Here is a 23,889-nt window from a genome sequence, read left to right as displayed (position 1 = left end):
CGGCCGCGCGCGCAATCGGACAGCGAAGGAGAACCCGCGATGAAAACCCGCATGAGCGAGCCGGCGATCGGCGAAACCGGCCACGACGGCCCGCTGTCGGAACTGGAGAAGGGGTTGCTGGGCGAGGCGCTGAGGCTGCTCGCCGAGACGCGCGCGCGGGCGCTGGAACTCTGCGTCGAGGTCAGCCGGCGGCAGGGCGCCGCCGCGCCGGACGTCCACGACTTCAACCTGCCCACGATCATCGAGCTGCAACGGCGCTTCGGTACGCGGTCTCGCCCGTGGGCGCCGTTGCAGGATCGATCTTCGGTGCCGGTTACGCTGCCGACAGCGTGATCGACACGCCCGTCGCGGTATAGACGGGCGTGGCCTTGAACCCGTCGACCGTCACCGTCGAGAACTTGGCCGATGCTGCCGCGCCGTCGATCAGCGCGATCGTGTCGCCGGCTTTCGGCGTGTAGCCGTTCACGAACTTCACGTGCAGCGTGCCGCCCGCAACGGTGAGCGGGCCGCCCACGCGCAGGCGTCCTCCGCCGTTGCCGTCGATGTCGAGTTCGAGCGTCGTGTTGTCGAGCTGCGTGTAGCGGGCCGCGATCGTCACGGGCGCGCCGGCCGCGATCCGCATGCTGCCGCCCGAGCCGACGTACACGTCGCCTGTACCGAACGCCGTCGTCGATGCCGCCGCCAGCGTGCCGCCGCTCACCTGCGTGCCGCCCGTGTAGGTGTTGTTGCCTGCCAGCGTCAGCGTGCCGGTGCCCTGCAGCGTCAGCTTGCCGGCGCCCGCGACATCGTTGCGCCACAGGTCGGCCGCATTCAGGCCGCCCTGCGATGCATCCATCGACACGATCACGTTGCCGTTGAATGCGCCGTAGCCGTCGGCCGCCGCGAACAGGTTCAGGCGCCCCCAGCCTTCGGCGTCGTCCATGACCGGATAGCCGGACGGCAGTTCGGTCGTCTTCAGCACGACGCGCCGCTGGTCGGCGCTCAGGTACGGGAAGCGCGTCTGCAGCAGGATTTCCGCGCCCTTCGGCACGACCGGCGGCGCGTTGGTCGATTCGATCGCGCCGAAGCCGAACGTCATGCGGCGCAGGAACGCCGCCTTGTTCGTCGCATAGTCGGCGAACCGGTCGGTGGCCGTCGTGCCGGTGTGCGCGAACGCGGCGAACGTCGTGGCGCTCGTGCCCGTCAGTTGCTGCAGCGCCTGATGGGCCTGGGCGTAGGCGGCCTGCGCGTCGCCGGCGTAGGCGGTCAGGTTCGCCGCGCTGACGGCCAGCGCGAGCATGCGGCCGCCGATCACGTCGAGCGGCGAGTGCATGCCGGCGAGGATCCGGTTCTCGCCGAGCTCGAGGCCGCGGCTGACCATTTCCTGGAAGCGTTCCGGCACGAGCCACGCCATCGTCGTCGCATCGCGCACCGCTTCGGCCGTGTGGCCGCTGATGAACCCGCCGTCGGTCGCGGGCGTCGTGCTTTCGGCCGGCACGAGCGTCGGCGCGACGACCACGCTCGTGCTCCAGCGGTACGGGCGCGCGTATTTGTAGAAGCGCTTGGTCGGCTCGGTCGACGCGTTGTTGCCCATTTCGTTGAGCAGGTCGACGACTTTCCCGAAGCTGGCGTTGCCGCTGCTGCTGCCGACGCCGACGTTGTTGCCGGCGTCGTTGTACAGCACGGTCGTGGCGTCGGCGGGCACGCTGGTGATGCTGGTCGTCTGCTGGGCCGCGGTGCGCCAGGCGGCGGTGAGCGGGCCCATGCCGTCGGTCACGCTGTATCCCTTGCCGCGCCGGTCGTCGTAGTACGCGGCATCGGCCTGCTGCGGCGTACGGGCGGTCGTCGCGTTGACCACGTACTGCACGTTGGCCGACAGCACCGCGTCGTTCACGATCGTGCCGCACGAAACGCCGCTGTTCGGCAGTCCGGAGCAGGGCGATGGCGAGACGGCCGGGAACGCGCCGTTGGCCGACGCGGTCACGCCCGCGTCGACGAGCATCGTGGCCGGCTGCCAGAGATCGAGGAAGCGGCTCGTCACGCGCACCGCGGCGTTGGTCGACAGCGTCGCATAGCGCGCGTCGCCGCGCTGGTTGGTCGCGACGTTGTCGACGAACGCGGGCGCGCTCGGGATCGGCGCGCTGTCGACGAAGCCGGGGTCGGCGGGCGGCGCCGGAACGGCCGCGGCGATCGTGCCGGTCGACGCGACATCGTCGCCGCCGCCGCAGGCAGCCAGTACGATCGCACTCGACAATGCCGCGACGTGCAGCGGGAAACGGCTTCGTGACGCAAACATGCAAGACTCCATCCTGAGGGTTGAAGATGGAGGATTGTGGTGAACGATCGTTACGCGGCCGTTACGGAATTGTTTCGCGTCATCGTTGGCGCGCGAAAATTCCCACTATCTGGTTAATTTCCGGTACTGAACATGACGGGCGCCGGTTCGAGGCGCCCGTCGCGCAACCCTGGCTGCGCATCGACTCGCTACGCGCCGGCCGGGCGCGCGTCGAGCCGGAACAGCGAGACGGCCTCGGCAAGCCGGCTTCCCTGTTCTTCGAGCGATTTCGATGCGGCGGCGGCCTGTTCGACGAGCGCCGCGTTCTGCTGGGTGACTTCATCCATTTGCGTGATGGCCAGGTTGACCTGCTCGATGCCGCGGCTCTGCTCGTTCGACGCGGCGGCGATCTCGCCCATGATGTCGGTCACGCGGGAGATCGCGTGCGTGACCTGGTTCATCGTATCGCCTGCGTTGTTCGCGATATGCGAGCCGTCCTGGATTTTCCGGACCGATTGCGAGATCAGTTCGCGAATTTCCTTCGCGGCGTTCGACGAACGCTGCGCGAGACTTCTGACTTCGCTGGCCACCACCGCGAAGCCGCGGCCTTGCTCGCCGGCACGGGCGGCCTCCACGGCCGCGTTGAGCGCGAGGATGTTGGTCTGGAATGCGATGCCTTCGATGATCGCGGTGATCTCGCCGATCTTGGTGGAGCTGGTGCTGATGTCCGTCATCGTGTCGACCATCAGCCCGACCGCCGCGCTGCCGCGCTGGGCGACCTCCGATGCGTTGTCGGCCAGCCCGCTCGCCTGCTGCGCATTGTCGGCGTTCAGGCGCACGGTGGACGTCAATTGCTCCATGCTCGACGCCGTTTCCTGCAGCGATGCGGCCTGTTGCTCCGTGCGGGACGACAGATCCTGGTTGCCGGACGCGATCTCGGCGGCCCCCGTCGCGACGTTGCCCGATGCCGTACGCATTTCCGAGATCAGGCGGACCAGGTTGGCCTGCATTTCCCGCATGGAAGCCAGGACGCTGCCGACCGGCGCGGCGCCGGCCGTGGATTCGGTGCCGAGATCGCCGGCGGCGATACGACGCGCGATGTCGCTGAGCGCGGCAGGCTCCGTGCCCAGCGCGCGCAGCAGGTCGCGGGTGATGAACAGACCCGAGATCGCGGCCGCTGCTGCGGCGGCGATGCAGATGGCGATCAGCATCAGTCGTCGCGAGGTATAACGGTCGTCCGATTCCTTCACCAGCTGGTCGGCCATCGTGCGCGAGTACTTTGCATACGCGTCGGTGGCCGCGACAAGCTGCGCCAGCAGCGGCCGGCACTGTTCGTTGATCATCGTGACGGCCTGATCGCGCCGGTTGTTCGCCGCCGCATCGACGATGGCGCGCGCCACGGGGCCGTACTGCGCCTCGACTGCCCCGATTTGCCGAACCAGCTCGCGAGACTTGTCGGACGCACCGCTTCCCTCGCGGACCGCATTCGTCAGTTCGCCGAGCAGCGCGCCGACTTCGCGGTCGGCCTGCAGTGCCGCTTCCTTCTCGATGTCCGCATCGCGTGAACCGGTCGCCAGGACCTGGTTGCGGGCGGCGATCGCGCGCCGGTCGACCGCGACGCGAACGCGGTCCACCAGGGTCGCGCGGGCGTTGGTGCCGTTGACATAATTCTCGAATGCCGCGTTCGCGTTGCCGAGCGACACGACGCCGAGGAGGGAGACGAGCACGACCATGCACGTAAGAAGTCCGAAAGCCATGATCAGCTTCGTGCGAACCGTTAACCGTCGATCATTCATGGGGATATTCCGTTCGTTGGTATCAAATAGTTTTCCTTATTATCGGAACGGTGAATGAACAATTTAGGGCAGCGGCCAGGGGCAATCGTTTGCGTGCAACCTGTCGGCAAAAATAATCTGGCTGCGATCCGCGTGCGTCATGCCGAGCGGGCGAGCGGCTCCGGTTCCGAGCAGCACACCCGGTTTCTGCCTTCGCGCTTCGCCCGATAAAGCGCCATGTCCGCCTGATGCGACAGCGCGTGCACGGATGCGGGGCGTGCACGATGGCCGGTCGTGCAGCCGATGCTGACGGTGAAGGGCGGCACGGTTTCCGCAAACCCGTCGAGCCGGTTGCGCTCGACTTCGCGGCGGATCGCCTCGGCAACCCGCGCGGCACCGGCTTCGTCCGTATCGGGCAACACCGCGACGAACTCCTCGCCGCCGTAGCGCGCGGCGAGGTCGCCGCGCCGCCGCGTGTGCGCGCGGATGCATTCGGCGAGAAAGCGCAGCGCCGTGTCGCCCTTGGCGTGGCCGTGCAGGTCGTTGTACTGCTTGAAGTGGTCGGCATCGATGAACAGGATCGACAGGCTGCCGTGGCTACCCCGTTGCAGCCGTTCCCATTCGTCGGCCAGCGCGATATCGAGCGCGCGGCGGTTGCGCAGGCCCGTCAGCGGATCGGTCCGCGTGAGGTCCATCAGCAGCGTCTGCTTGCGCTGGTTGTCCCGCAGCGCAAACGCAAGCAGCCAGACCACCGCGCAGAACAGCGTGCTGATCACGGTAGCCGATACGCCGACCGTCCACGACAGGCGTGTAATGCCCGCCAGCACGTCGTGCTCGGCCGGCGCGACGACGGCGATCAGCGGCGTGCCCGGGATCCGCTGGTAGGTATACAGCCGCAGGATCCCGTCGATGCTCGAGCGCGCGGGATAGAAGCCCGATTCGCTGTTCACCATCCTTTCGAATGATTTCGAGCGACGCAGGTGGTTCATCTGGCCGTCGTTCAACGACGGGTTTCTCGCGAGGATCGTGCCGTCCGAGCGCACAATCGCGCTGACGCCGTTCGGGCCGACATCGAGGCGGGACAGGAGGTGCTCGAAATAGGCGAGATCGATGGCGACGACCGCGATCCCGTTGAACGTATGATCCGGCCGCTCGATGCGGCGCGACAGCGCGATGGATTCCTTGCCGCCGCGCGAACGTGCGCGATACGCCCCGGACACGTAGAGGCCGACGTTGTCCGCGTCGCGATGGACCTTGAAGTAGTCGCGATCGCTGAAGTCCCAGCGATGGGTCGTGCCGCAGCATCCGTCGATCAACTGGCCGCGCTCGTCGGTCACGCCCATGCCGGTGAGATACTGGGCCGCGGTGCGCTCGAACAGCAGATCGTGCCGCAACCCGGCGTCCATGCGTTGTACGGCGGGCTTGCCGAGGTCGGCAGCCAGCGCCACCAGCGCGTTGTTCGACGTTTCGACCGTCTTCCCGATCTGGCTCGCGAGCACGGCCGCGACGTTGCGCGACGTCTCGTGCGCATGCTCGACGACTTCGCTCCGGGCGGCCCACAGCGTCGCCGCACTGATCCCGAGCGCGGCGAGCGACATCAGTGTGCCCAACGCGCCGACGGCAAGATGGTTGCGTCCGGCCCAGTCGGCAATTTTCTCGATCGAAGTGAATGCGGCCATGCTCGCGCTCGTGTGGGAAGCCGGCAGACATTGCTCCGGCGCGGGTCAAATCCGAGTTAACGGCATGGTTAGCCAAAAATCGAGGCCGGCGCGGCAACCGGCTGGCGCATGCGACGGCGCCCGCAGGGGCGCAAACGTGTGCGCCCGCATCGAGGGTAATTACCAACGGGATGCCATTCAAGATGAGGCCGCCTCGGCCGATATCTGTACCAAATGGTTAACGTCGCGAGTCCCCTTGCATGAAATTGTCCACGAAACTGATGATGCTCGTCGCCGCCGCGCTGACCGGCATCGTGTTGCTTGCCGCGCTGTCGCTGCATACGTTGCGCGATGCGCTGATCGACAGCCGTCGCGAAGAGATCGTCATCCTGCTGACGAAAGCCGAACATCTGGTCAATTCCTACCGCGCATTGCAGGCGAGCGGTGCGCTGACCCGGGAGCAGGCCCAGCAGCAGGCGAAAGCCGCGTTGTCGGCGCTCAACGCGGATACGCGCAGCTACTACTGGGTCACGACATCCGATGGCGTCAATCTGGTGCATCCGAACGCGAAGTTCATCGGCACGCGGGCCAAGGGAAACCGCACGACCCTCGGCATGACCGATAGCGAGGCATACCGCGCGGGGATGGCACAGGCCCATTTCGCGCTCGTCGACGTACTGATCAAGCGCAGTCCCGAAGCGGACCTGGAGCCGAAACTCCAGGGGGTGGTCGCCATTCCCGACTGGGACTGGTGGATCGGCACGGGCTTTTTCTACGACGACATCAATGCGGCTTTCACGCGGCTCGCGTTGATACTGGGTGCCATTGCGCTTGCCATCTCCGCGGTGCTGGGGGCGATCGCGTGGGGTGTGCTGCGCAGCGTCATGCGCACGCTGGGCGGCGAGCCTGCCCATGCGACGGGCATTGCGGCCCGCATCTCGGCCGGCGAGCTGGACGTCGAGTTCGATGCGGCGAAGGCCGCGCCGGGAAGCTTGCTCGTGGCGCTGAGCGACATGAAGTCGCGGCTGACCGACACGATCGCCGAGATCCAGGCCGCGAGCCATTCGATCGCGGTCGGCACCGGGGAGATCGCGCAAGGCAACCTGGACCTGTCGCAGCGCACGGAGGAGCAAGCGGCGTCGCTGCAGGAAACGGCCGCCAGCATGGAACAGATCACTTCGACGGTCAAACAGAATGCCGAGCATGCGCATCATGCGAATGCGCTCGTGACCCGTGCCAAGGCGGCGACCGAGCTCGGCGGCGGCGCCGTGCAGGAGGTCGTGGAAACGATGCGGCTGATTTCGGACGAGTCGACGCGCATCGCCGACATCACCGTCGTGATCGAAAGCATCGCGTTCCAGACGAACATCCTTGCGCTCAATGCGGCCGTCGAAGCGGCGCGAGCCGGCGAGCAAGGGCGCGGGTTCGCGGTCGTGGCCTCGGAAGTGCGCTCGCTTGCCCAGCGCAGCGCCGCGGCGGCAAAGGATATCAAGGGACTGATCGAGGCGTCGGTCGAGCGGGTGGGCAGCGGCAGTCGGCTCGTCGCGGCTGCGGGGACGCGCATGACAGAGATCGTCCGGTCGATCGACCAGGTTGCCGGGATCATGGGCGAGATCTCGGCGGCCTCTGCCGAGCAAAGCACCGGTATCGAGCAGGTCAGCAAGGCCGTGTCGCAAATGGACGAGGTCGTCCAGCAGAATGCCGCGCTCGTCGAGCAGGCTGCCGCGGCCGCTTCGTCGCTGGATGAACAGGCGGCGCGGCTGAGGGCCGCGGTGTCGGTTTTCCGGCTGGGCACCTGATCCGCGGATTTCGACGAAAGAATCGGGGCGTGCGCGGGCGATGAGCCGCGCAGGCCCGGACCGTTCTCGAGCGGTCGATCGGGCACGTTGAAAAAGCAGGCGTGCCGTGGCGCCCCGGCGCGCCACAAACGGGGCGCCTCCCCGACTACGGCACAGCGCGCAGGCGGCCACGCCCTGCATGGGGGTGCTCTGCCGCCAGGAGCGGAAACCGGCACCGCGCGCCTCCGGCGCGCCGATTGATAACGAAAGAACATCAATTCTTCCAAAAATTGCACTTATCGTTTGGCCGGCATCGAGGGAACATGCCGGAAAACGACAATCGACCAGCCCTCCCGCGTATTCCAGGATTTTCAGGAGACACCCAGATGCACCCCTCGTCCAGCCTTCCGGCCGAACGCTCGAAGGCCGCCGCGATCTTTCGCGTCACGGCCGGCAATTTTCTCGAGCAGTTCGACTTCTTTCTGTTCGGCTTCTACGCCACGCAGATCGCCAACGTCTTCTTCCCCGCGCAAAGCGAGTTCGCATCGTTGATGATGACGTTCGCCGTGTTCGGCGCCGGCTTCCTGATGCGGCCGCTCGGCGCGATCGTGCTGGGCGCGTACATCGACGAGGTCGGCCGCCGCAAGGGCCTGATCGTCACGCTGTCGATCATGGCGAGCGGCACCATCCTGATCGCGTTCGTGCCGGGCTACGCGACGATCGGCCTGCTCGCACCCGTGCTCGTGCTGATCGGCCGGCTGCTGCAGGGCTTCTCCGCGGGCGCGGAACTGGGCGGCGTGTCGGTCTATCTGGCCGAGCTGGCGACGCCCGGCCGCAAGGGCTTCTTCACGAGCTGGCAGTCGGCCAGCCAGCAGGTGGCGATCGTCATCGCGGCGGCCCTCGGCTTCGCGCTCAATCAGTGGCTGAGCGCCTCGCAGATCGCCGCCTGGGGATGGCGTGTGCCGTTCTTCGTCGGCTGCATGATCGTGCCGTTCATTTTCATGCTGCGTCGCAACCTCGAGGAAACCCAGGAGTTCAAGGCGCGCAAGCATCGTCCGGGCATGAAGGAAGTGTTCGGTACGCTGGTCCAGAACTGGGGCGTCGTGATCGCGGGCATGATGCTGGTCGCGATGACCACCACGAGCTTTTATCTGATCACGGTCTACGCGCCGACCTTCGGCAAGTCGGTGCTGCATCTGAGCACCGCCGACAGCCTGCTCGTGACGCTCTGCGTCGGCGTGTCGAACTTCGTGTGGCTGCCGATCGGCGGCGCATTGTCCGACCGGATCGGCCGCCGGCCGCTGCTGGTCGGCATGACGGTGCTCACCGTCCTGACCGCCTACCCGGCGCTCTCGTTCCTCGCTCACGCGCCGTCGTTCGCGAACATGTTGATCGTCCTCCTGTGGCTCTCGTTCATGTACGGGATCTACAACGGTGCGATGGTCGTCGCGCTGACGGAAGTGATGCCGGTACAGGTGCGTGTCGCGGGCTTCTCGCTCGCCTACAGCCTCGCGACGGCCGTGTTCGGCGGCTTCACGCCGGCCATCTCGACCGGGCTCATCCACATGACGGGCGACAAGGCCGCACCGGGCTACTGGATGAGTTTCGCCGCGGTGTGCGCGCTGCTCGCGACGTTTGCCCTCTATCGTCGCCACGCAACGACGCTGACGCCGGCGCATTGATGCCAGGCCCATCCGGAACGTTCACTCCCACCCACGCATCCGCATGACCACGACCATGAGAAATCTGCTCCTGAAATGCTGCGCGACCGCGCTCGTCGCCACTGCGGCGGTGGCGGCCAACGTACAGGCCGCCGAACTGCACGTGATGAGCTCGGGCGGCTTCACCGCCGCCTACAAGGTGCTCGGCCCCCGGTTCACGTCGACGACGGGCAATTCGCTCGCGACCGCGCTCGGCCCTTCGATGGGCAAGTCGCCCGAGGCGATTCCGAACCGCCTCGCGCGCGGCGAGCCCGCCGACGCCGTCATCATGGTCGGCTACGCGCTGGACGACCTGATCAAGCAAGGCAAGGTCATCCCCGGCTCGCGCGTCGAGCTGGCCGATTCGCGCATCGGCATGGTCGTGCGCGACGGCGCGGCCAAGCCCGACATCAGCACCGCCGAAGGCCTCAAGCAGGTGCTGCTGCACGCGAAGTCGATCGCCTACTCGGATAGCGCGAGCGGTGTCTATATCGAGCGCGAGCTGTTCAAGAAGCTCGGCATCGAGGATCAGGTGAAGTCGAAGGCGAAGATGATTCCGCGGATTCCGGTGGCGTCGGTCGTCGCGAACGGCGACTACGAAATCGGCTTCCAGCAGGTCAGCGAGCTGCTGCCCGTCAAGGGGGCGACCTTCGTCGGCAAGATTCCCGAGCCGCTGCAGTCGGTCACGCGCTTCGCCGCTGGCATCCCCGTCGGCGCGCAGCATCCGCAGGAAGCGAAGGCGCTGCTCGACTATCTCGCGTCGCCCGACGTGCAGGCCGACGTGAAATCGACCGGACTGGATTCCGTTTCCGCTCATTGAGCGTCGATCGGCGGGAAGGCTTGCGTCAGACAGCCTTCCCGTCACCGTCGGCATCGCCGGCGGAACCGTCTGCATCGGCCCCGTCCGCGGATACCGGCCCGGCTGCGGCGAGCTTCTGCGCAAGACGCGCACGATCGCACGCACCTTCCCACAACGAAACGAAGATCACCGCGCAGGCATTGCTGATCACGCTCGTCAGCGCGCGTGCCTCGGACAGGAAGCGGTCGATGCCGACCAGCAGCGCCACGCCGGCGACGGGCAGGTCGGGCATGACGACGAGCGTGGCGACCAGCGCAACCAGTCCGCTGCCGGACACGCCGGCCGCGCCCTTCGACGTGAGCAGCATGATCGCGAGCATCACCGCGATCTGCGACGCGGAGAGCGGCACGTCGCACGCCTGCGCGATGAACAGCGCCGCGAGCGTCAGGTAGATCGCCGTACCGTCCAGATTGAAGGAGTAGCCTGCCGGCAGCACGAGCCCCACGACGCCCTTGTCGCAACCGAGCGCCTCCAGCTTGACGATCAGGCGCGGCAGAACGGGCTCCGTGGAGGACGTCGCCAGGACGATCAGCAACTCCTCGCGCATGTAGCGCAAGAGCCGCCACAGCGCGAAGCCGTGCAGCCGCGCGAGCGGTGCGAGCACCAGCGCGACGAACAGCGCGCATGCCACGTAGAAGGACAACATCAGCTTCGCAAGCGAGCCGACCGAGCCGATCCCGAAGCGGCCCACCGTGAAAGCCATCGCGCCGAATGCGCCGAGCGGCGCGAGCCGCATGATCATCGCGAGCACGCGAAAGACGACCTGGCCGATACCGTCGATCAGCGCAAGAACGGGCCGGCCGGCTCGCGGATGTGCGTTCAGCGAGAAGCCGAACAGCAGCGACAGCAGCAGCACCGGCAGCACCTCGCCTTTCTCGAACGCGCCGAGCATCGTATCGGGGATCACGCTCAGCGCGAAGGTCACGAGCCCGGGCGGCTGCGCATGCTTCACATACCGGGCGATGATGCTCGAATCGAGATGGTGCACGTCGATGTGCATGCCGGCGCCGGGTTGCAGCACGAACGCAGTGACGAGTCCGATCGCGAGCGCGACGGCGGTCAGCAGGTAGAAGAGTGCCAGCGCCCGGACGATCGTCCGGCCGATTGCCTGCCCGCTCGCCAGCGACGTGATGCCCGATACGATCGTGCAAAAGACGATGGGCGCGATGGTCATCCGCACGAGCCCGACGAACGCATCGCTCAGGGGCTTGAGCATGGCGCCTGCCGCCGGCCACGCGTGACCGACGGTCACGCCGAGCATCATCGCGAGCAGGACCTGCACGTAAAGCGATCTAAGCAGCCTGGCCAACCTCACTGTCCCGTCTTCCTTCGCGTCTTCTTTGTCGTTGTCATACCGGTGCGCTACCGCCGCGCTTCGCGTCGATGACCATCCGGTGAAAGGCTTCGGCCGCCGGCGTGAGCGGCCGTCCGCGTCGTTTCACGATCCCCACGCGTCGTTTGACGACCGGTTCGACGAGCGGCACGCTCGTGAGAATCGGATGGTCGTGCCCGGGCATCGCCATCGAGGGCACGGCGGCGACGCCGAGCCCCGCCTCGATCAATCCGAGCAGCGTCGTGACGTGGCGCGCCTCGCAGACGCTCGGCCCGCGCGGCGCCACGGCGGCCAGCGCCTGGTCGAGCAACAGACGGTTACCGGACGTCTTGTCCACCGACACGTAGTCGTGCTCGTAAAGTTCGCTCCAGGTCACGCGCTTCTTGCGCGCGAGCGGGTGGTCGCGGCGGCAGGCGGCAACGAACCGCTCCTGCAGCAACACCTTGAACTCGATCTCGGCTTCCTGGCTGCCCATGAAGCTCACGCCGAAATCGGCCTCGCCGCTGATCACGGCGCCCAGCACCTCGTTCGCGCTCGCGTCCAGCAGTTTGACCCGGATGCGGGGAAAGCGCTGATGATAGCTCGCGATGACGGTGGGCAGAAAGTAGTAGGCCACCGACGGAACGCACGCGATGGTCACATGGCCCAGTCGGCTCGACGAAACGTCGCGAATGCCGAGCAGGGCTGCGTCGAGATCGTCGAGCAACTGCTCGGCACTCTGCGCGAACACGCGGCCGACGGTGGTGAGCGTGACGCTGCGTGTGGTGCGCTCGAAGAGGCGCACGCCGAGCGCGTCCTCGAGCTTGTCGATCCGGCGACTCAAGGCAGGCTGGGAGAGGCTGACCGCCTCCGCGGCCTTGCGGAAACTCCCCATTTCCACTACCGCGCGAAACGCCTGCAAGTCGGTTAAATCGAAGTTGATTGCCACGGGCCGGTCTCCGCCTGTCAGATGCGGCGTATTGTGCATGATTCTGCCGGCGTTACCGTGCTGCGATGAAGCTGGGCCGTGCCGTGCCGCTCAAGCAGGTGAAGCCGAACGCTGCGCCGCGCCGCCCTTGCGATACAGCGACAGCGTTGCAAGCAGCCCGCAGCATGCGGCGAAGCTGAGCCAGTAGCCGGGCGCGGCCTTGTCGCCCGTCACCTCGATCAGGTAGGTCGACACCGCGGGCGTGAAGCCGCCAAAGACCGCGGTCGCGAGGCTGAATGCAAGCGAGAAACCGGCCACGCGGACACTGGCGGGCATGATTTCGGTCAGCGCTGCAACCATGGCGCCGTTGTACATGCCGAAGAAGAAGGAGAGCCACAGCAGCACGGCCAGCATGCGGCCGAAGCTGGGCGCGGACGAAAGCCACGCGAGCGCGGGATACGACGTCACGATGGCCGCGACGGCGATGGCGACGAGAATCGGCTTGCGGCCGATGCGGTCCGACAGCGCACCGCCGACCGGCAGCCAGAAGAAATTCGATACGCCCACGCACAGCGTGACGATCAGGCTGTCCGCCGTGGACAGTTTCAGGACGGCCCTGCCGAACGTCGGCGTGTAGACCGTGATGAGGTAGAACGTCGTCGTGGTCATCGCGACGAGCAGCATGCCGGCCAACACCGTGCGCCAGTTCCGCAGCATCGTCGCGAATACCTCGCGTGCACGCGGATGATGGGTGCGCGCCTTGAATTCGGCCGTTTCCTGCAGCGTCCGGCGAAGCAGGAAAATGACCGGAACGATCGCGCAGCCGATGAAGAACGGGATGCGCCAGCCCCATGCACCGATTTCCTGGCTCGTCAGCAGATGATTCAGCAGATAGCCCAGGGCCGCCGCGATGACGATCGCGACCTGCTGGCTTGCCGACTGCCAGCTCGTATAGAAGCCCCGGTGCCCGGGCGTCGCCATTTCCGCGAGATAGACCGACACGCCGCCCAGCTCGGCACCCGCGGAGAAGCCCTGCAGCAGGCGTCCCAGCAGCACCAGCGCCGGGGCGGCAAGCCCGATCGTCGCGTACCCCGGCACGCACGCGATCAGGATCGTGCCGCTCGCCATGATCGAGAGCGTCACGATCAGGCCTTTGCGTCTTCCCACTTCGTCGATGTACGCGCCGAGCACGATCGCGCCGAGCGGGCGCATCAGGAAACCGGCGCCGAAGACGGCAAACGTCAGCAACAGCGACGCGAACTCGCTCGCCGCCGGAAAGAAGACCCGGGAGATGCTGGTCGCATAGAAGCCGAACAGGAAGAAATCGAACTGCTCGAGAAAATTGCCGCTGGTCACGCGCAGGACCGCGCCGAGCTTCGACGTGCCTGCGGCCGTGCCGTCCGGCGCGGTTGACGGTGAGGGATGCATGGGGTGTCTCCGTTGGATGTATTGTGCGAAGCGGCCCGGAAACCGGACTGCTTCGTGTGGCCCGATTCAGTCCGAGCCGAGTTGCAGGCGGTTGGCCTGGCGCTTTTCGATCGACGACTTGAGCAGTGCCGCGCAGCGAAAGATGCCGTGCGCGAATTTTCCGTACGGCAACGTCGCGAAGAGGGCCATCACGATGCCGAGATGAACGGCGAGCAGTATCGCCATCGCGCTGCTGTCGCGCCACGCGAGCAGTGCCAGCCCCGACGCGCTCACGAGCATCAGCAGCGCAATGAAGCCGCGGTCCATCGGGCGTTGCGCCGGATCGGTCCGCGCGGGGTCGCGCCGCAGGTTGAGCCACAGGAGGCCGGCAGGCCCGATCAGCAGGCCGATTCCGCCGGCGGTGCCGAGCAGCACGGGCAGGCTCAGGAACGCGTACGGCGCGTGCAGGTCCAGCGCATAGTGATAGAAGGTCGCCACGAGCGTGGCGGCAAAGCACAGCATGAAGCCGTAGAACGTGAAGTGGTGAAACCGGCGCCGCGCGAGCGTGAACGCATCGTCCGCCTCGTTGCAGCCGTCGCCGTGGCCGCCGTCGAGATAGGTCAGCGCGAGCGCGTGCTTTGCCGCTTCGGCAACCGCCGGCATGCTTGCCGTGCCCGACGACACGTCGCGCCAGAAGCGCGTCACGCCGACACCGAGCGCCAGAACGGCGAGGCCGAACACCGCGCCGAACATCGCGGCGAGCAGGTTGTGCGGAAAGACCGCATAGAAACGGCCGCCCGACGGGCCGTTCAGCAGCGAGCCGTGCATCGCGACGCCGAGCATCAGGAACAGCGCCAGGCCGATCGCCAGCGCGAGGGCGACGGTCAGGCCGTTGCGCCTGTAGAGCTTGCCCAGCGCGGCGGGCCACGCATACTCGACATACGTATCGAGCCGGACCTGCGCCATCGCCTTCGGCACGTTCACCGCGAATTCGTGCGGGGGCGCATATTGGCATGCGTGATAGCACGCGCCGCAGTTGTGGCACAGGTTGGCCAGGTAGTTGACGTCCGCCTTCGCGAACTCGAGCCGGCGCGTCATCGCAGGAAAGACCGCGCAAAATCCTTCGCAGTAGCGGCATGCATTGCAGATCTGCATCTGGCGCGCGACTTCCGCTTCGTTGTCGGTGACGGGCACGATGCGAATCACGTCGGCACCGCTCGCGCGTTTCGACGGCCGGCCGACGGGCGCGAGCGCCTGGGCGTCGCGAAGGTGTTCTTCAATATTGTGCACGTTGAACTCCGGTCGTTTGCGCGGCCTTCGCCGCCTCGGTGCCCGCGATACGTCCGAACGCGGTGCCGATCGACATTCCGACGCCCGCCGTGTAACCCTTGCCGAGCACGTTGCCGGCCATCATCTCGCCGGCCACGAACAGGTTGCCGCTCGGCCGTCCGCCGAAATGGACCTGCGCGCGTTCGTTGACCTTCAGCCCGAGATACGTAAACGTGATGCCGGGACGCAGCGCGTAGCCGAAGAAGGGCGGCGTATCGATCGGGCGTGCCCAGTGGGTTTTCGCGGGACTGATGCCTTCGGTACGGCAGTCGTCGAGCGTCGTGTGATCGAACGTGCCTGCCCGGCATGCGGCGTTGTACGCGCGCAGCGTGTCGACGAACGCACGTTCGGGCAGGTCCAGCCGGCGCGCGAGTTCCCGCAGCGAATCGGCGCGGGTGCCCGGAAATACCGGCGGCATGAAGCGTCCGACGGCCTTGGCATCGATGATCGAGTAGGCGGTCTGCGCCGGCTGCTGCGCGACGAGGCGGCCCCAGATCGCATAACGCTTCGGCCAGAAGTCTTCGCCCTCGTCGTAGAAGCGCTGCGCATCGCGGTTGACGACGATACCGAGCGATACGCAATCGATCCGCGTGCAGATGCCGCCGTCGTAGAGCGGCGCGCGTGCGTCGATCGCGACGCAATGCGACTGCGACGGATCGCCGATCGCATCCGCGCCGGCGTCGAGCATCGCCTTGAGCAGGACGCCCTGGTTGAACCGCGTGCCGCGGATGAGGAAATTGTCGGCGGGCCACTCGCCACGCTCGTTTTGTCCCCACGCCTCACGCAGCCATTCGCGGTTGGATTCGAAGCCGCCCGCCGCGAGCACGCAGCTGCGCGCCTCGAAGCGCCGGCTTCCGCTACGCGCGGCGACGAAACGTTCGCCGTCGAGCTCGATTGCGTCGACGGGCGTGTCGTAGCGAATCTGCACGCCGAGCGCTTCGGCGCTGCGGTAATACGCGTTCACGAGCGCTTTGCCGCCGCCCATGAAGAATGCGTTGGTTCGCGCCACGTGCAGTGCGCCGGACAACGGCGGCTGAAACCGCACGCCATGTGCGCGCATCCACGGGCGGCAGGTCGCCGACGCGCGGATCGCGAGCCGGGCCAGCGCCTCGTTGGTAATGCCGCCGGTGACCTTCAGCAGGTCCTGCCAGTACTCTTCTTCCGGATAGGCGCCGACCAGCACGTCCTGCGGGCCGTCGTGCATGCAGCGCAGGTTGCGGGTGTGCTGGGAGTTTCCGCCGCGCCATTCGCGCGGCGCCGCTTCGAGCAGCAGCACCGAGGCGCCGGCTTCGCGCGCCATCAATGCGGCGCACAGCGCCGCGTTGCCGCCGCCGATTACGAGAACATCGACCATCTGAGTTGTCTCCTTTGAGACGCACTCTACGGATCGGCCTCGCATGCCGCCATCAGCGGAGCGGCAACACGTCTTCAGTTTTTGTGAAGAGGCGGCTCGCGCAGCGTGGCGCCGGGCCACCCGCCGGCCGCGACGATCTCGCGCGCCACGTCGGCGAGGACGACCCGCGCGGCGAGCCCGGCGGGCGACAACTCGTCGTCGGAGACGCTCGCGATCAGGTTCGGCCTCGTCGCCTGGGCGTCCGCGACCGGGACGCTCGCGAGCGCGGCGTTTTCCAGCCGCGCGAGCGCCGCGCCCGGTTGAATGGTCGCACCGAGGCCGCCGCGCACCGCATCCATCAACATCGCGAGGCCGTCGACTTCGGCGGCAATGTGCGGGGTGAAGCCGGTGCGCGCGAATGCGACATCCAGCAACGCGCGCAAGCCATGCGGGCCGCTCGGCAGGATCAGCGGCACGGCGCCGAGGTCCGCCAGATGGACGTGCGGGCCGGCGGGCATGCCCGGCAGGCCGGGGGCGCCGATCACGAACAGATGCTCGTCGAGCAACGGCATCACGCTCCAGCGCTGCGCGGGTTCTTCACGAAACAGGATCGCGAGGTCGATTTGCCGCGCACTCAGCATCGCGCCGAGATAGCCCGACAGGCTCTCGACCATGCGCAGCCGGACGTCCGGATAGCGCTGTCGCATCGCCTGCATGAACGCGAGACCGAGTACGCCGGTCGTACTGGGCGCCAGCCCGACGCTGACGTGCCCCGACAGGCGCGCCTGACGCGCGGCAAGCGCCGCATCGTCGACGTGGCGCAACGCGAGTTGCGCCTGTCTCCAGAATGCAAGGCCGGCGTCCGTCGGCACGACGCCCGTGGAGGTGCGCTGCAGCAGGCGCGTGGACAACTCGCTCTCGAGCCGGCTGATCTGCTGGCTCAGTGCGGACGTCACCACGCCCAGTTCCAGCGCGGCCTTGCCCATGCTGCCGTGTTCCACGACGCTGACGAAATAGCGCAGTTGCCTCAGTTCCATCGACACCTCGAATTGACTCAGCCGCCGTATTGTCGCAGCCGACGAGGCGCCGGTGGGGCGAATCGCGTCCGCCGAACACGTGGAGCGCCGCCGGAACGACCTTCGGGCCCGAGGGAGCAACCGGCGGCGCCGCTCGACGCGGCCGTGCCGGCTCGGCGAGCGTGCGGGGCGGGAGGTGGCGGCCGGCTACGTGCGTGCCGGCGCGAACGCCCGTTTCATACCGCTTCGCCTACGCTTGGTCGATGTCGTTCGCGAAGGGCTGCATGGCGTCGCGTCTTCCCGTTTTCACTCGGCAAGCAGCCCGCGCGCGGCCAGGTTCGCATACAGCGCGCGCACGCCGAAGGTCCACGGCGCGATCTCCGTGCACAGCCGCACGGTGTTGACGAGTGCGCCGAGCGCGGGTGTGGAGATCGTGACGCGGTCGCCGATGTGATGCGTGAATCCGCCGCCGGGCGCGTCGCGATCCTGGATCGGCGAGAACATCGTGCCGAGGAACAGCATGAAGCCGTCCGGATACTGGTGATGCGCGCCGCAGGTCTGCGCGACGAGGTCGGCCGGGTCGCGGCTGATCTCGCGCATGTGGCTGATGCCGTCGAGGACGAAGCCGTCGTCCGCGCCTTCGACACGCAGCGACACGCTGGCCTGCCGTACGCTGTCCAGCGTGAAGCCGTCGTCGAACAGCCGCACGAACGGGCCGATCGCGCAGGAGCCGTTGTTGTCCTTGCATTTGCCGAGCAGCAGCGCCGAGCGGCCTTCGATGTCGCGCAGGTTCACGTCGTTGCCGAGCGTGGCGCCGACCGGCCTGCCGTCGCTGGCGACCGCGAGCACGATCTCCGGTTCCGGGTTGTTCCACACCGACACGGGCAGCAGGCCGACATCCGCGCCGAAGCCGACCGCGGACATCGGCTGCGCCTTGGAGAACACCTCGGCATCCGGGCCGATGCCGACTTCCATGTATTGCGACCACGCGCCGCGGCGCTCGAGTTCCGCCTTCAGGCGCAGCGCGGCTTCCGAGCCCGGCACGATCTTCGACAGATCGGTGCCGATGGTCGCGGCGATGGTGTCGCGTACCTCCCGCGCTCTGGCTGGATCGCCGCCGGCCTGTTCCTCGATCACGCGCTCGATCAGGCTCACGGCAAAGGTCACGCCGCACGCCTTGATTGCCTGCACGTCGCACGGCGCGAGCAGGCGCGTGGCGCCGGGCGTGCCGTCCAGCGTCGCCTGCAGCAACGGCTCGATGCGGCCGAGCGATTCGCCGGACGCGGTGCGCGCGACGGCGACTGCATCGGGGCGGTCGAACAGGTCGGCGGTGGTCGGCACGGTGCGCGTGATGTCGAACACTTCGCCGCCGCGCACGGCGACGACGCTCGGGCCCGCGTGGGCACCGTCATGCCGCCAGACGCGGCCGATCAGCAGTGCGTGTGCGAGGTCGTGCGGCAGGCAATCGGAAACGGAAGGAGTACGCATGGTCAGCTCGGCAGGAGTCGTGGACGGTGGGATCAGTGCGAATGGCGCGGGTTGCCGCGCTGCTCGATGACCTTCAGGTACAGCGTGGCCGGTTCGAGGCAGCCGCCGGTGGACAACTGGCCCACGAACCGGCGATACAGCTCCTGCCAGGGCGTCTGCGCCTGCGGCACGGTGAAGCTTGCGGTCTCGCGGCGGCGCGCGAGTTCGTCTTCGTCGACGAGCACGTCGACGCTGCGGCGATTCAGGTCCACGCGAATGCGGTCGTTCGTGCGCAGCAGGGCCAGGCCGCCGCCGACCGCCGCCTCCGGCGACACGTTCAGGATCGACGGGCTGGCCGATGTGCCGCTCTGGCGGCCGTCTCCCAGGCAGGGCAGCGATGTCACGCCGCGCTTCACCAGCTCGGCGGGCGGCGCCATGTTGACGACTTCCGAGCTGCCCGGGTAGCCGACCGTGCCGCAGCCGCGGATCACCAGGATGCAGCGTTCGTCGATGTTCAGCGCGGGATCGTTGATGCGGGCGTGGTAGTCCTCGGGGCCGTCGAACACGATCGCGCGCGCCTCGAACGTATTCTCCGCGCCCGGCTCGGCCAGGTAGGTGCGGCGGAACGCGTCGCCGACCACCGACATCTTCATGATGGCGCTGTCGAAGAAGTTGCCCGACAGCACCACGAAGCCGGCGCCGTGCTTGAGCGGCGCGTCGGGCGTACGGATCACGTCGCGGTCGGCGTCCTGCGCGGTGTCGGCGATCTCGCCGATCGCGCGGCCCGACACGGTCGGGCAGTCGCGCCGCAGCAGGCCGGCCGCATCGAGCTGGCGCAGCACGGCGGGCACGCCGCCGGCGCGGTGGAAGCTCTCCCCGAGGTATTCGCCGGCCGGCATGCAGTTGACGAGCAGCGGCACGGCTTCACCGAAGCGCTGCCAGTCGTCCAGGCTCAGTTCGACACCCATGTGGCGCGCAATCGCGATCAGGTGCGGCGGGCAGTTGGTCGACGCGCCGAGCGCGGAGGCCACGACGATCGCATTCTCGAATGCCGCGCGCGTCATGATTTTCGACGGGCGCAGGTCTTCGCGAACGAGCTCGACCGCGCGCTTGCCGGTCGCGTAAGCCATCTGGCCGCGCTCGCGATAGGCCGCGGGAATGCTCGCGCATCCCGGCAGCGACATGCCCAGCGCTTCCGCCAGACTGTTCATCGACAGCGCGGTGCCCATCGTATTGCAATGGCCGATCGACGGCGACGAAGCCGTGGTCAGCTTCATGAAGCCTTCGTAGTCGATCTCGCCGGCCGCGAGCAGGTTGCGGGCATGCCAGATCACCGTGCCCGAGCCGACCCGCTTGCCTTCGTGCCAGCCGTCGAGCATCGGCCCGCCCGACAGCACGATCGCGGGCAGGTCGACGGTAGCGGCCGCCATCAGGCAGGCCGGCGTGGTCTTGTCGCAGCCGGTCGTCAGCACCACGCCGTCGAGCGGAAAGCCGTGCAGCACTTCCACCAGCCCGAGATAGGCCAGGTTGCGGTCGAGCGCAGCCGTGGGCCGGCGGCTTTGCTCGGCCAGCGGATGCACGGGGAACTCCATCGGAATGCCGCCCGCGTCGCGAATGCCCGCCTTGGTGCGTTCCGCCAGTTCGATGTGATGGCGGTTGCACGGCGCGAGGTCGCTGCCCGTTTGCGCGATACCGATGACGGGGCGGCCCGACTGCAGTTCCTCGCGCGTCAGCCCGTAGTTCATGAAGCGCTCGACATAGAGCGCGGTCATGTCTGCGTGCGCGGGATCGTCGAACCATTCCTGGCTGCGCAGACGGCGAGGGGTCTGTGACATGGCGGGCTGTCTCCGAAGGGGCCTTTGTGATCTTGTGCGTGCCGGATAGTTACCGGTAACATCGATTGGATGTTAGCACGGGGTTTTTGCGTTGCGGAAGGGATTTCGTGCGCGCGTGGCGAAGGTGAGGGCGCGGGGGCGGTGCGAAGCCGCACACGTCGCGCCTGGGGACGTGCGCGGCCGTCGCCCCGTCAGGCGCTTTCCCGCGCGATGATCGTGTAGTCGATACGGATGCTGTGCGACTCGGCCGGCGCGCCGCTGTCACGCGCCTGCAGCGCCGCCAGCAACGCTTCGCCCGTGCGTAGCCCGATCCCGTACGCGTCGACCGACACGGTCGTGATGGTCGGGTGGCAGCATGTCGCCACTTCGAAGTTGCCGAAGCCGGCCACGGCGATGTCGGCCGGCACGGCGAGCCCGCGCCGGTGACATTCCATGATCGCGCCGAATGCAGACATGTCGCTCACGCACATCACCGCATCGGTGTCCGGCCATTTTTCCAGCAGGGCGGCCATCGCAGGGCCGCCGTGGCTCATCGTGATCGGCGATTCGCCCAGCCGCACGACGCGCGGTTCGCCCAGCCCCAGCGCCTTGATTTCCGCCTGGTATCCCTTGAGCCGGTCCAGGCCGCGGCGATCCAGTTCGCTGGCGCCGACGAGAAAGCCGATGCGCCGGTAACCGCGCTCGGCCAGGTGGCGCACCATCGCGCGGGCGGCGCGCACGTTCGAGAAGCCGACGGCGGTGTCGATGGGACGCGTGGGCAGGTCCCACATCTCGACCACGGGAATCGCCGAGCGCTCGAGCACCTTGCGCGTCGCATCGGTGTGTTGCGCACCCGTCAGCGCGATGCAGCGCGGCTGGTGCCGCAGCATCGAGCGTACCAGCCGTTCTTCACGTTCCAGGTCGTAGTCGGTGTCGCCGAGCAGCAGCTGGAGGCCGTGCGGTTCGAGCGCATCGGTCAGGCCGCGCACGGTGTCGGAGAAGTTGGAACTCGACAGCGACGGCACCAGCACCGCGACGAATTCCGACCGCCCCGACGACAGCGCACCGGCGGCAGCGTCGGCCACATAGCCGAGCTGGTCGATGGCCTCGCAGACCCGTGCGCGCGTCTCCGCGGCCACGCTGTGGCCGGCGAGCACGCGCGACACCGTCATCTTCGATACGCCGGCAAGGCGCGCTACGTCGGACATGCGGGGCGGCCCGGCAGGCCGGACGGCGGTGGGACTGGGCATCGGAAGGGCGATCGGGAGAAAGCTGGAAAGGCTACATCATACCGGTGCGGCATACCGTGCAGGCCGGTCGGCGCGCGCCCGTCGCAGCGGCGACCGCACTAGGGAAAGCACTCGTCCGGCGGGACTTGTACGTGGCTGTCGCTGCATGCTACCTTCGAATTTGTTACCGGTATCAGCGTGCCGATCGCTCCCGTCGCCTCGTCGGCTTTTTTTTGTCACGAAATGTTATCGGTAACATCGATGCATCAACGGACTCGCCGGTACGAAGAAGACCTACACAATCAGGAGACAGACCGATGCCATCCATTACACAGGCCGCGGCAGCACCTGCCGCGGCCGACTCGTCCGAAGACGCCCTCTATCGCAAGGTCATGCGGCGCATCCTGCCATTGCTGCTGCTGTGCTACGTCGTGGCCTACCTGGACCGCGTCAACGTCGGCTTCGCGAAGCTGCAGATGCTCGACGACCTGCATCTGAGCGACGGCGTGTATGCGCTCGGCGCCAGCATTTTCTTCTGGGGCTACTTCCTGTTCGAGATGCCCAGCAACCTGTTGCTGCATCGCTACGGCGCCCGCTTCTGGATCGCGCGGATCATGATCACGTGGGGCATCGTGTCGTCGTCGATGGCGTTCATCGTGCCGCTCGCGCAGTTCTTCCACGTGCAGACGACCACCATGTTCTACACGCTGCGCTTCCTGCTGGGCCTGTGCGAAGCGGGCTTTTTTCCGGGCGTCATCCTGTACATGAACTACTGGTTCCCGGCGCGCCGCCAGAGCGTGGCGATGTCGGGCTTCCTGGTGGCGATTCCGCTGAGCCTGACGCTGGGTAGCGTGGTGTCCGGCTGGCTGATGCAGCAGACGCACGGCTTGTCGGGCATGAGCGGCTGGCAATGGATGCTGCTGCTCGAAGGGCTGCCGTCGATCGTGGTCGCATTCATCGTGCTGGCCTGCCTCGGCGACGGCCCGCAGTCGGCGAAATGGCTGTCCGCCGACGAAAAGGCGGTGCTGTCGCGCAACCTCGAATCCGAGGCCGCGCACAAGTCGCACAGCATCGGCGCCGCGTTGCGCAGCCCGCGCGTCTGGCTGCTCACCTTCATCCTGCTCACGTTCAATACCGGCTTCTACGGGCTGGCCTTCTGGCTGCCGTCGATCATTCGCGCGTCGGGCGTGCAAAGCCCGGTGCATATCGGTTTGCTGACGGCCATTCCGTACCTGACCGCCATCTTCGCGATGGTGTGGAACGCATCGCACTCGCGCAGGACCGGCGAACGCCGCCTGCACGCGGCGATTCCTGCGCTGATCGGCGGCGTCTGCCTGATCGCGAGCGCGGCCTGTGCGCAGAACGTGGCGCTGTCGATCCTGTTCCTGACCGTCGCGACGTGCGGCATCCTCGCGCTGATGCCGATCTACTGGACCTTTCCGGGGCAGATCCTGTCCGGCACGGCCGCGGCTGCCGGTATCGCGCTGATCAACTCGGTGGGCAACCTGTCGGGCTTCACGGGCTCGATGATCACCGGCATCGCGAAGGAAATGACCGGCAACATCAACAACGGCACTTACGCGCTGGGCGCCTGCCTGCTGGTCAGTTGCGTGCTGATCGCGTCGATTCCGCGCGACATCCTGAGTACCCGACGCGAGCAGTAGGTTTGTCGCGGCTCCTCGGGCGGGGGCCAGCGGCGCATGACCGGTGCGGTCGCGCCTGGGCGGCGGCGAGGCGGCACGCAGCGTTTCGCGTCCGCTGTTTGACGATCATTGCGTGTTCGCGTGGGAACGTGAGGCATCGAGTTCGAAGGGCCGGAGCGCGAGGCCTTGCGGGCATTGGCTCACGGTGCGGGCACGGTCCACATTTAAACGAAATGTGATCACTTCCCGCCGCAAAATTTTGGTTCATCGCGGATTACCGGGGAACGCGGCACGGATTTTGAGGAAGAAGTATTCCTCGTCGCGGTACCCGTAAGCCCGACGCTTGATGACCTTGATGGTGTTGTTGATGCCCTCGACGACACTGGT

Annotated in this window: 18 protein-coding genes; 5 read left to right on the top strand and 13 right to left on the bottom strand. The window is 67.2% G+C overall.

Annotated features, from left to right (window positions below; translation table 11 throughout):
• Nucleotides 1-39: 39 nt before the first annotated feature.
• Nucleotides 40-333 (top strand): hypothetical protein, encoded by a 294-nt coding sequence (locus DIE03_RS28695; protein WP_124455628.1) that lies wholly within the window; start codon nucleotides 40-42, stop codon nucleotides 331-333.
• Here DIE03_RS28695 and DIE03_RS28690 read toward each other — a convergent pair.
• The 3 genes from DIE03_RS28690 to DIE03_RS28680 form a co-directional block, all read right to left on the bottom strand.
• A complete protein-coding gene (locus tag DIE03_RS28690) occupies nucleotides 314-2,275 on the bottom strand; it encodes a phosphatase PAP2 family protein (RefSeq protein WP_124455627.1) in 1,962 nt (653 codons plus the stop codon). The genes DIE03_RS28695 and DIE03_RS28690 overlap by 20 nt on opposite strands.
• Nucleotides 2,276-2,463: 188 nt before the next feature.
• Complete coding sequence (locus DIE03_RS28685; RefSeq protein ID WP_124455626.1) at nucleotides 2,464-4,050, bottom strand: methyl-accepting chemotaxis protein; 1,587 nt, start codon at nucleotides 4,048-4,050, stop codon at nucleotides 2,464-2,466.
• A gap of 137 nt (nucleotides 4,051-4,187) precedes the next feature.
• Nucleotides 4,188-5,708: a diguanylate cyclase gene (locus DIE03_RS28680; protein WP_124455625.1), complete on the bottom strand. Its 1,521-nt coding sequence runs from the start codon at nucleotides 5,706-5,708 to the stop codon at nucleotides 4,188-4,190.
• Nucleotides 5,709-5,947: 239 nt separating this feature from the next.
• Between DIE03_RS28680 and DIE03_RS28675 the strand changes: the two genes are divergently transcribed.
• From DIE03_RS28675 to DIE03_RS28665, 3 genes are all read left to right on the top strand, one after another.
• A complete protein-coding gene (locus tag DIE03_RS28675; protein WP_124455624.1) occupies nucleotides 5,948-7,486 on the top strand; it encodes a methyl-accepting chemotaxis protein in 1,539 nt (512 codons plus the stop codon).
• A 365-nt stretch (nucleotides 7,487-7,851) separates the two neighbouring features.
• Complete coding sequence (locus DIE03_RS28670) at nucleotides 7,852-9,147, top strand: MFS transporter (protein ID WP_124455623.1); 1,296 nt, start codon at nucleotides 7,852-7,854, stop codon at nucleotides 9,145-9,147.
• A gap of 55 nt (nucleotides 9,148-9,202) precedes the next feature.
• Nucleotides 9,203-9,985: a substrate-binding domain-containing protein gene (locus DIE03_RS28665; RefSeq protein WP_124455622.1), complete on the top strand. Its 783-nt coding sequence runs from the start codon at nucleotides 9,203-9,205 to the stop codon at nucleotides 9,983-9,985.
• A gap of 25 nt (nucleotides 9,986-10,010) precedes the next feature.
• On the opposite strand, the gene dctA is transcribed toward DIE03_RS28665, so the two are convergent.
• The 9 genes from dctA to DIE03_RS28620 form a co-directional block, all read right to left on the bottom strand.
• Nucleotides 10,011-11,339 (bottom strand): C4-dicarboxylate transporter DctA, encoded by a 1,329-nt coding sequence (gene dctA, locus DIE03_RS28660; protein ID WP_124455621.1) that lies wholly within the window; start codon nucleotides 11,337-11,339, stop codon nucleotides 10,011-10,013.
• Between the two features lie 34 nt (nucleotides 11,340-11,373).
• A complete protein-coding gene (locus DIE03_RS28655) occupies nucleotides 11,374-12,285 on the bottom strand; it encodes a LysR family transcriptional regulator (RefSeq protein ID WP_124455620.1) in 912 nt (303 codons plus the stop codon).
• Nucleotides 12,286-12,375: 90 nt separating this feature from the next.
• Complete coding sequence (locus tag DIE03_RS28650; protein WP_124455619.1) at nucleotides 12,376-13,692, bottom strand: MFS transporter; 1,317 nt, start codon at nucleotides 13,690-13,692, stop codon at nucleotides 12,376-12,378.
• A 66-nt stretch (nucleotides 13,693-13,758) separates the two neighbouring features.
• Nucleotides 13,759-14,961 (bottom strand): tricarballylate utilization 4Fe-4S protein TcuB, encoded by a 1,203-nt coding sequence (gene tcuB / locus DIE03_RS28645; RefSeq protein ID WP_124455618.1) that lies wholly within the window; start codon nucleotides 14,959-14,961, stop codon nucleotides 13,759-13,761.
• Nucleotides 14,948-16,354, bottom strand: a complete 1,407-nt coding sequence (gene tcuA, locus DIE03_RS28640; RefSeq protein ID WP_124455617.1) for an FAD-dependent tricarballylate dehydrogenase TcuA — start codon at nucleotides 16,352-16,354, stop codon at nucleotides 14,948-14,950. The genes tcuB and tcuA overlap by 14 nt, the downstream gene beginning before the upstream one ends.
• 74 nt (nucleotides 16,355-16,428) lie before the next feature.
• The gene (locus tag DIE03_RS28635) at nucleotides 16,429-17,370 is read right to left on the bottom strand and encodes a LysR substrate-binding domain-containing protein (RefSeq protein ID WP_124455616.1); all 942 of its coding nucleotides are present in this window, start codon (nucleotides 17,368-17,370) and stop codon (nucleotides 16,429-16,431) included.
• 285 nt (nucleotides 17,371-17,655) lie between these two features.
• Nucleotides 17,656-18,837 (bottom strand): fumarylacetoacetate hydrolase family protein, encoded by a 1,182-nt coding sequence (locus tag DIE03_RS28630; protein ID WP_124455615.1) that lies wholly within the window; start codon nucleotides 18,835-18,837, stop codon nucleotides 17,656-17,658.
• A gap of 32 nt (nucleotides 18,838-18,869) precedes the next feature.
• Entirely contained in the window at nucleotides 18,870-20,651 is a 1,782-nt protein-coding gene (locus DIE03_RS28625) for an IlvD/Edd family dehydratase (protein WP_124455614.1), read from the bottom strand.
• Between the two features lie 191 nt (nucleotides 20,652-20,842).
• Nucleotides 20,843-21,880, bottom strand: a complete 1,038-nt coding sequence (locus DIE03_RS28620) for a LacI family DNA-binding transcriptional regulator (RefSeq protein WP_124455613.1) — start codon at nucleotides 21,878-21,880, stop codon at nucleotides 20,843-20,845.
• Between the two features lie 296 nt (nucleotides 21,881-22,176).
• Between DIE03_RS28620 and DIE03_RS28615 the strand changes: the two genes are divergently transcribed.
• Entirely contained in the window at nucleotides 22,177-23,523 is a 1,347-nt protein-coding gene (locus tag DIE03_RS28615; protein WP_124455612.1) for an MFS transporter, read from the top strand.
• 243 nt (nucleotides 23,524-23,766) lie between these two features.
• Here the strand turns inward: DIE03_RS28615 and DIE03_RS28610 are convergent.
• A partial coding sequence (locus tag DIE03_RS28610; RefSeq protein WP_143329487.1) for a transposase occupies nucleotides 23,767-23,889 on the bottom strand: 123 nt, incomplete at its 5' end.

The sequence above is a fragment of the Burkholderia sp. Bp8992 genome (assembly GCF_003853705.1).
In the GTDB taxonomy this organism is placed as follows: domain Bacteria; phylum Pseudomonadota; class Gammaproteobacteria; order Burkholderiales; family Burkholderiaceae; genus Burkholderia.
This window is presented reverse-complemented; position numbering and strand designations above follow the sequence as displayed.

Excerpts from the sequence above, each read along its gene's own strand:
- DIE03_RS28635 (WP_124455616.1), bottom strand. The coding sequence starts at position 17,370 with ATGGAACTGAGGCAACTGCGCTATTTCGTCAGCGTCGTGGAACACGGC.
- DIE03_RS28625 (WP_124455614.1), bottom strand. The coding sequence starts at position 20,651 with ATGTCACAGACCCCTCGCCGTCTGCGCAGCCAGGAATGGTTCGACGAT.
- DIE03_RS28665 (WP_124455622.1), top strand. The coding sequence starts at position 9,203 with ATGAGAAATCTGCTCCTGAAATGCTGCGCGACCGCGCTCGTCGCCACT.
- DIE03_RS28685 (WP_124455626.1), bottom strand. The coding sequence starts at position 4,050 with ATGAATGATCGACGGTTAACGGTTCGCACGAAGCTGATCATGGCTTTC.
- tcuA (WP_124455617.1), bottom strand. The coding sequence starts at position 16,354 with ATGGTCGATGTTCTCGTAATCGGCGGCGGCAACGCGGCGCTGTGCGCC.
- DIE03_RS28695 (WP_124455628.1), top strand. The coding sequence starts at position 40 with ATGAAAACCCGCATGAGCGAGCCGGCGATCGGCGAAACCGGCCACGAC.
- DIE03_RS28630 (WP_124455615.1), bottom strand. The coding sequence starts at position 18,837 with ATGCGTACTCCTTCCGTTTCCGATTGCCTGCCGCACGACCTCGCACAC.
- DIE03_RS28690 (WP_124455627.1), bottom strand. The coding sequence starts at position 2,275 with ATGTTTGCGTCACGAAGCCGTTTCCCGCTGCACGTCGCGGCATTGTCG.
- DIE03_RS28615 (WP_124455612.1), top strand. The coding sequence starts at position 22,177 with ATGCCATCCATTACACAGGCCGCGGCAGCACCTGCCGCGGCCGACTCG.
- DIE03_RS28675 (WP_124455624.1), top strand. The coding sequence starts at position 5,948 with ATGAAATTGTCCACGAAACTGATGATGCTCGTCGCCGCCGCGCTGACC.
- DIE03_RS28620 (WP_124455613.1), bottom strand. The coding sequence starts at position 21,880 with ATGCCCAGTCCCACCGCCGTCCGGCCTGCCGGGCCGCCCCGCATGTCC.
- DIE03_RS28650 (WP_124455619.1), bottom strand. The coding sequence starts at position 13,692 with ATGCATCCCTCACCGTCAACCGCGCCGGACGGCACGGCCGCAGGCACG.
- DIE03_RS28680 (WP_124455625.1), bottom strand. The coding sequence starts at position 5,708 with ATGGCCGCATTCACTTCGATCGAGAAAATTGCCGACTGGGCCGGACGC.
- DIE03_RS28670 (WP_124455623.1), top strand. The coding sequence starts at position 7,852 with ATGCACCCCTCGTCCAGCCTTCCGGCCGAACGCTCGAAGGCCGCCGCG.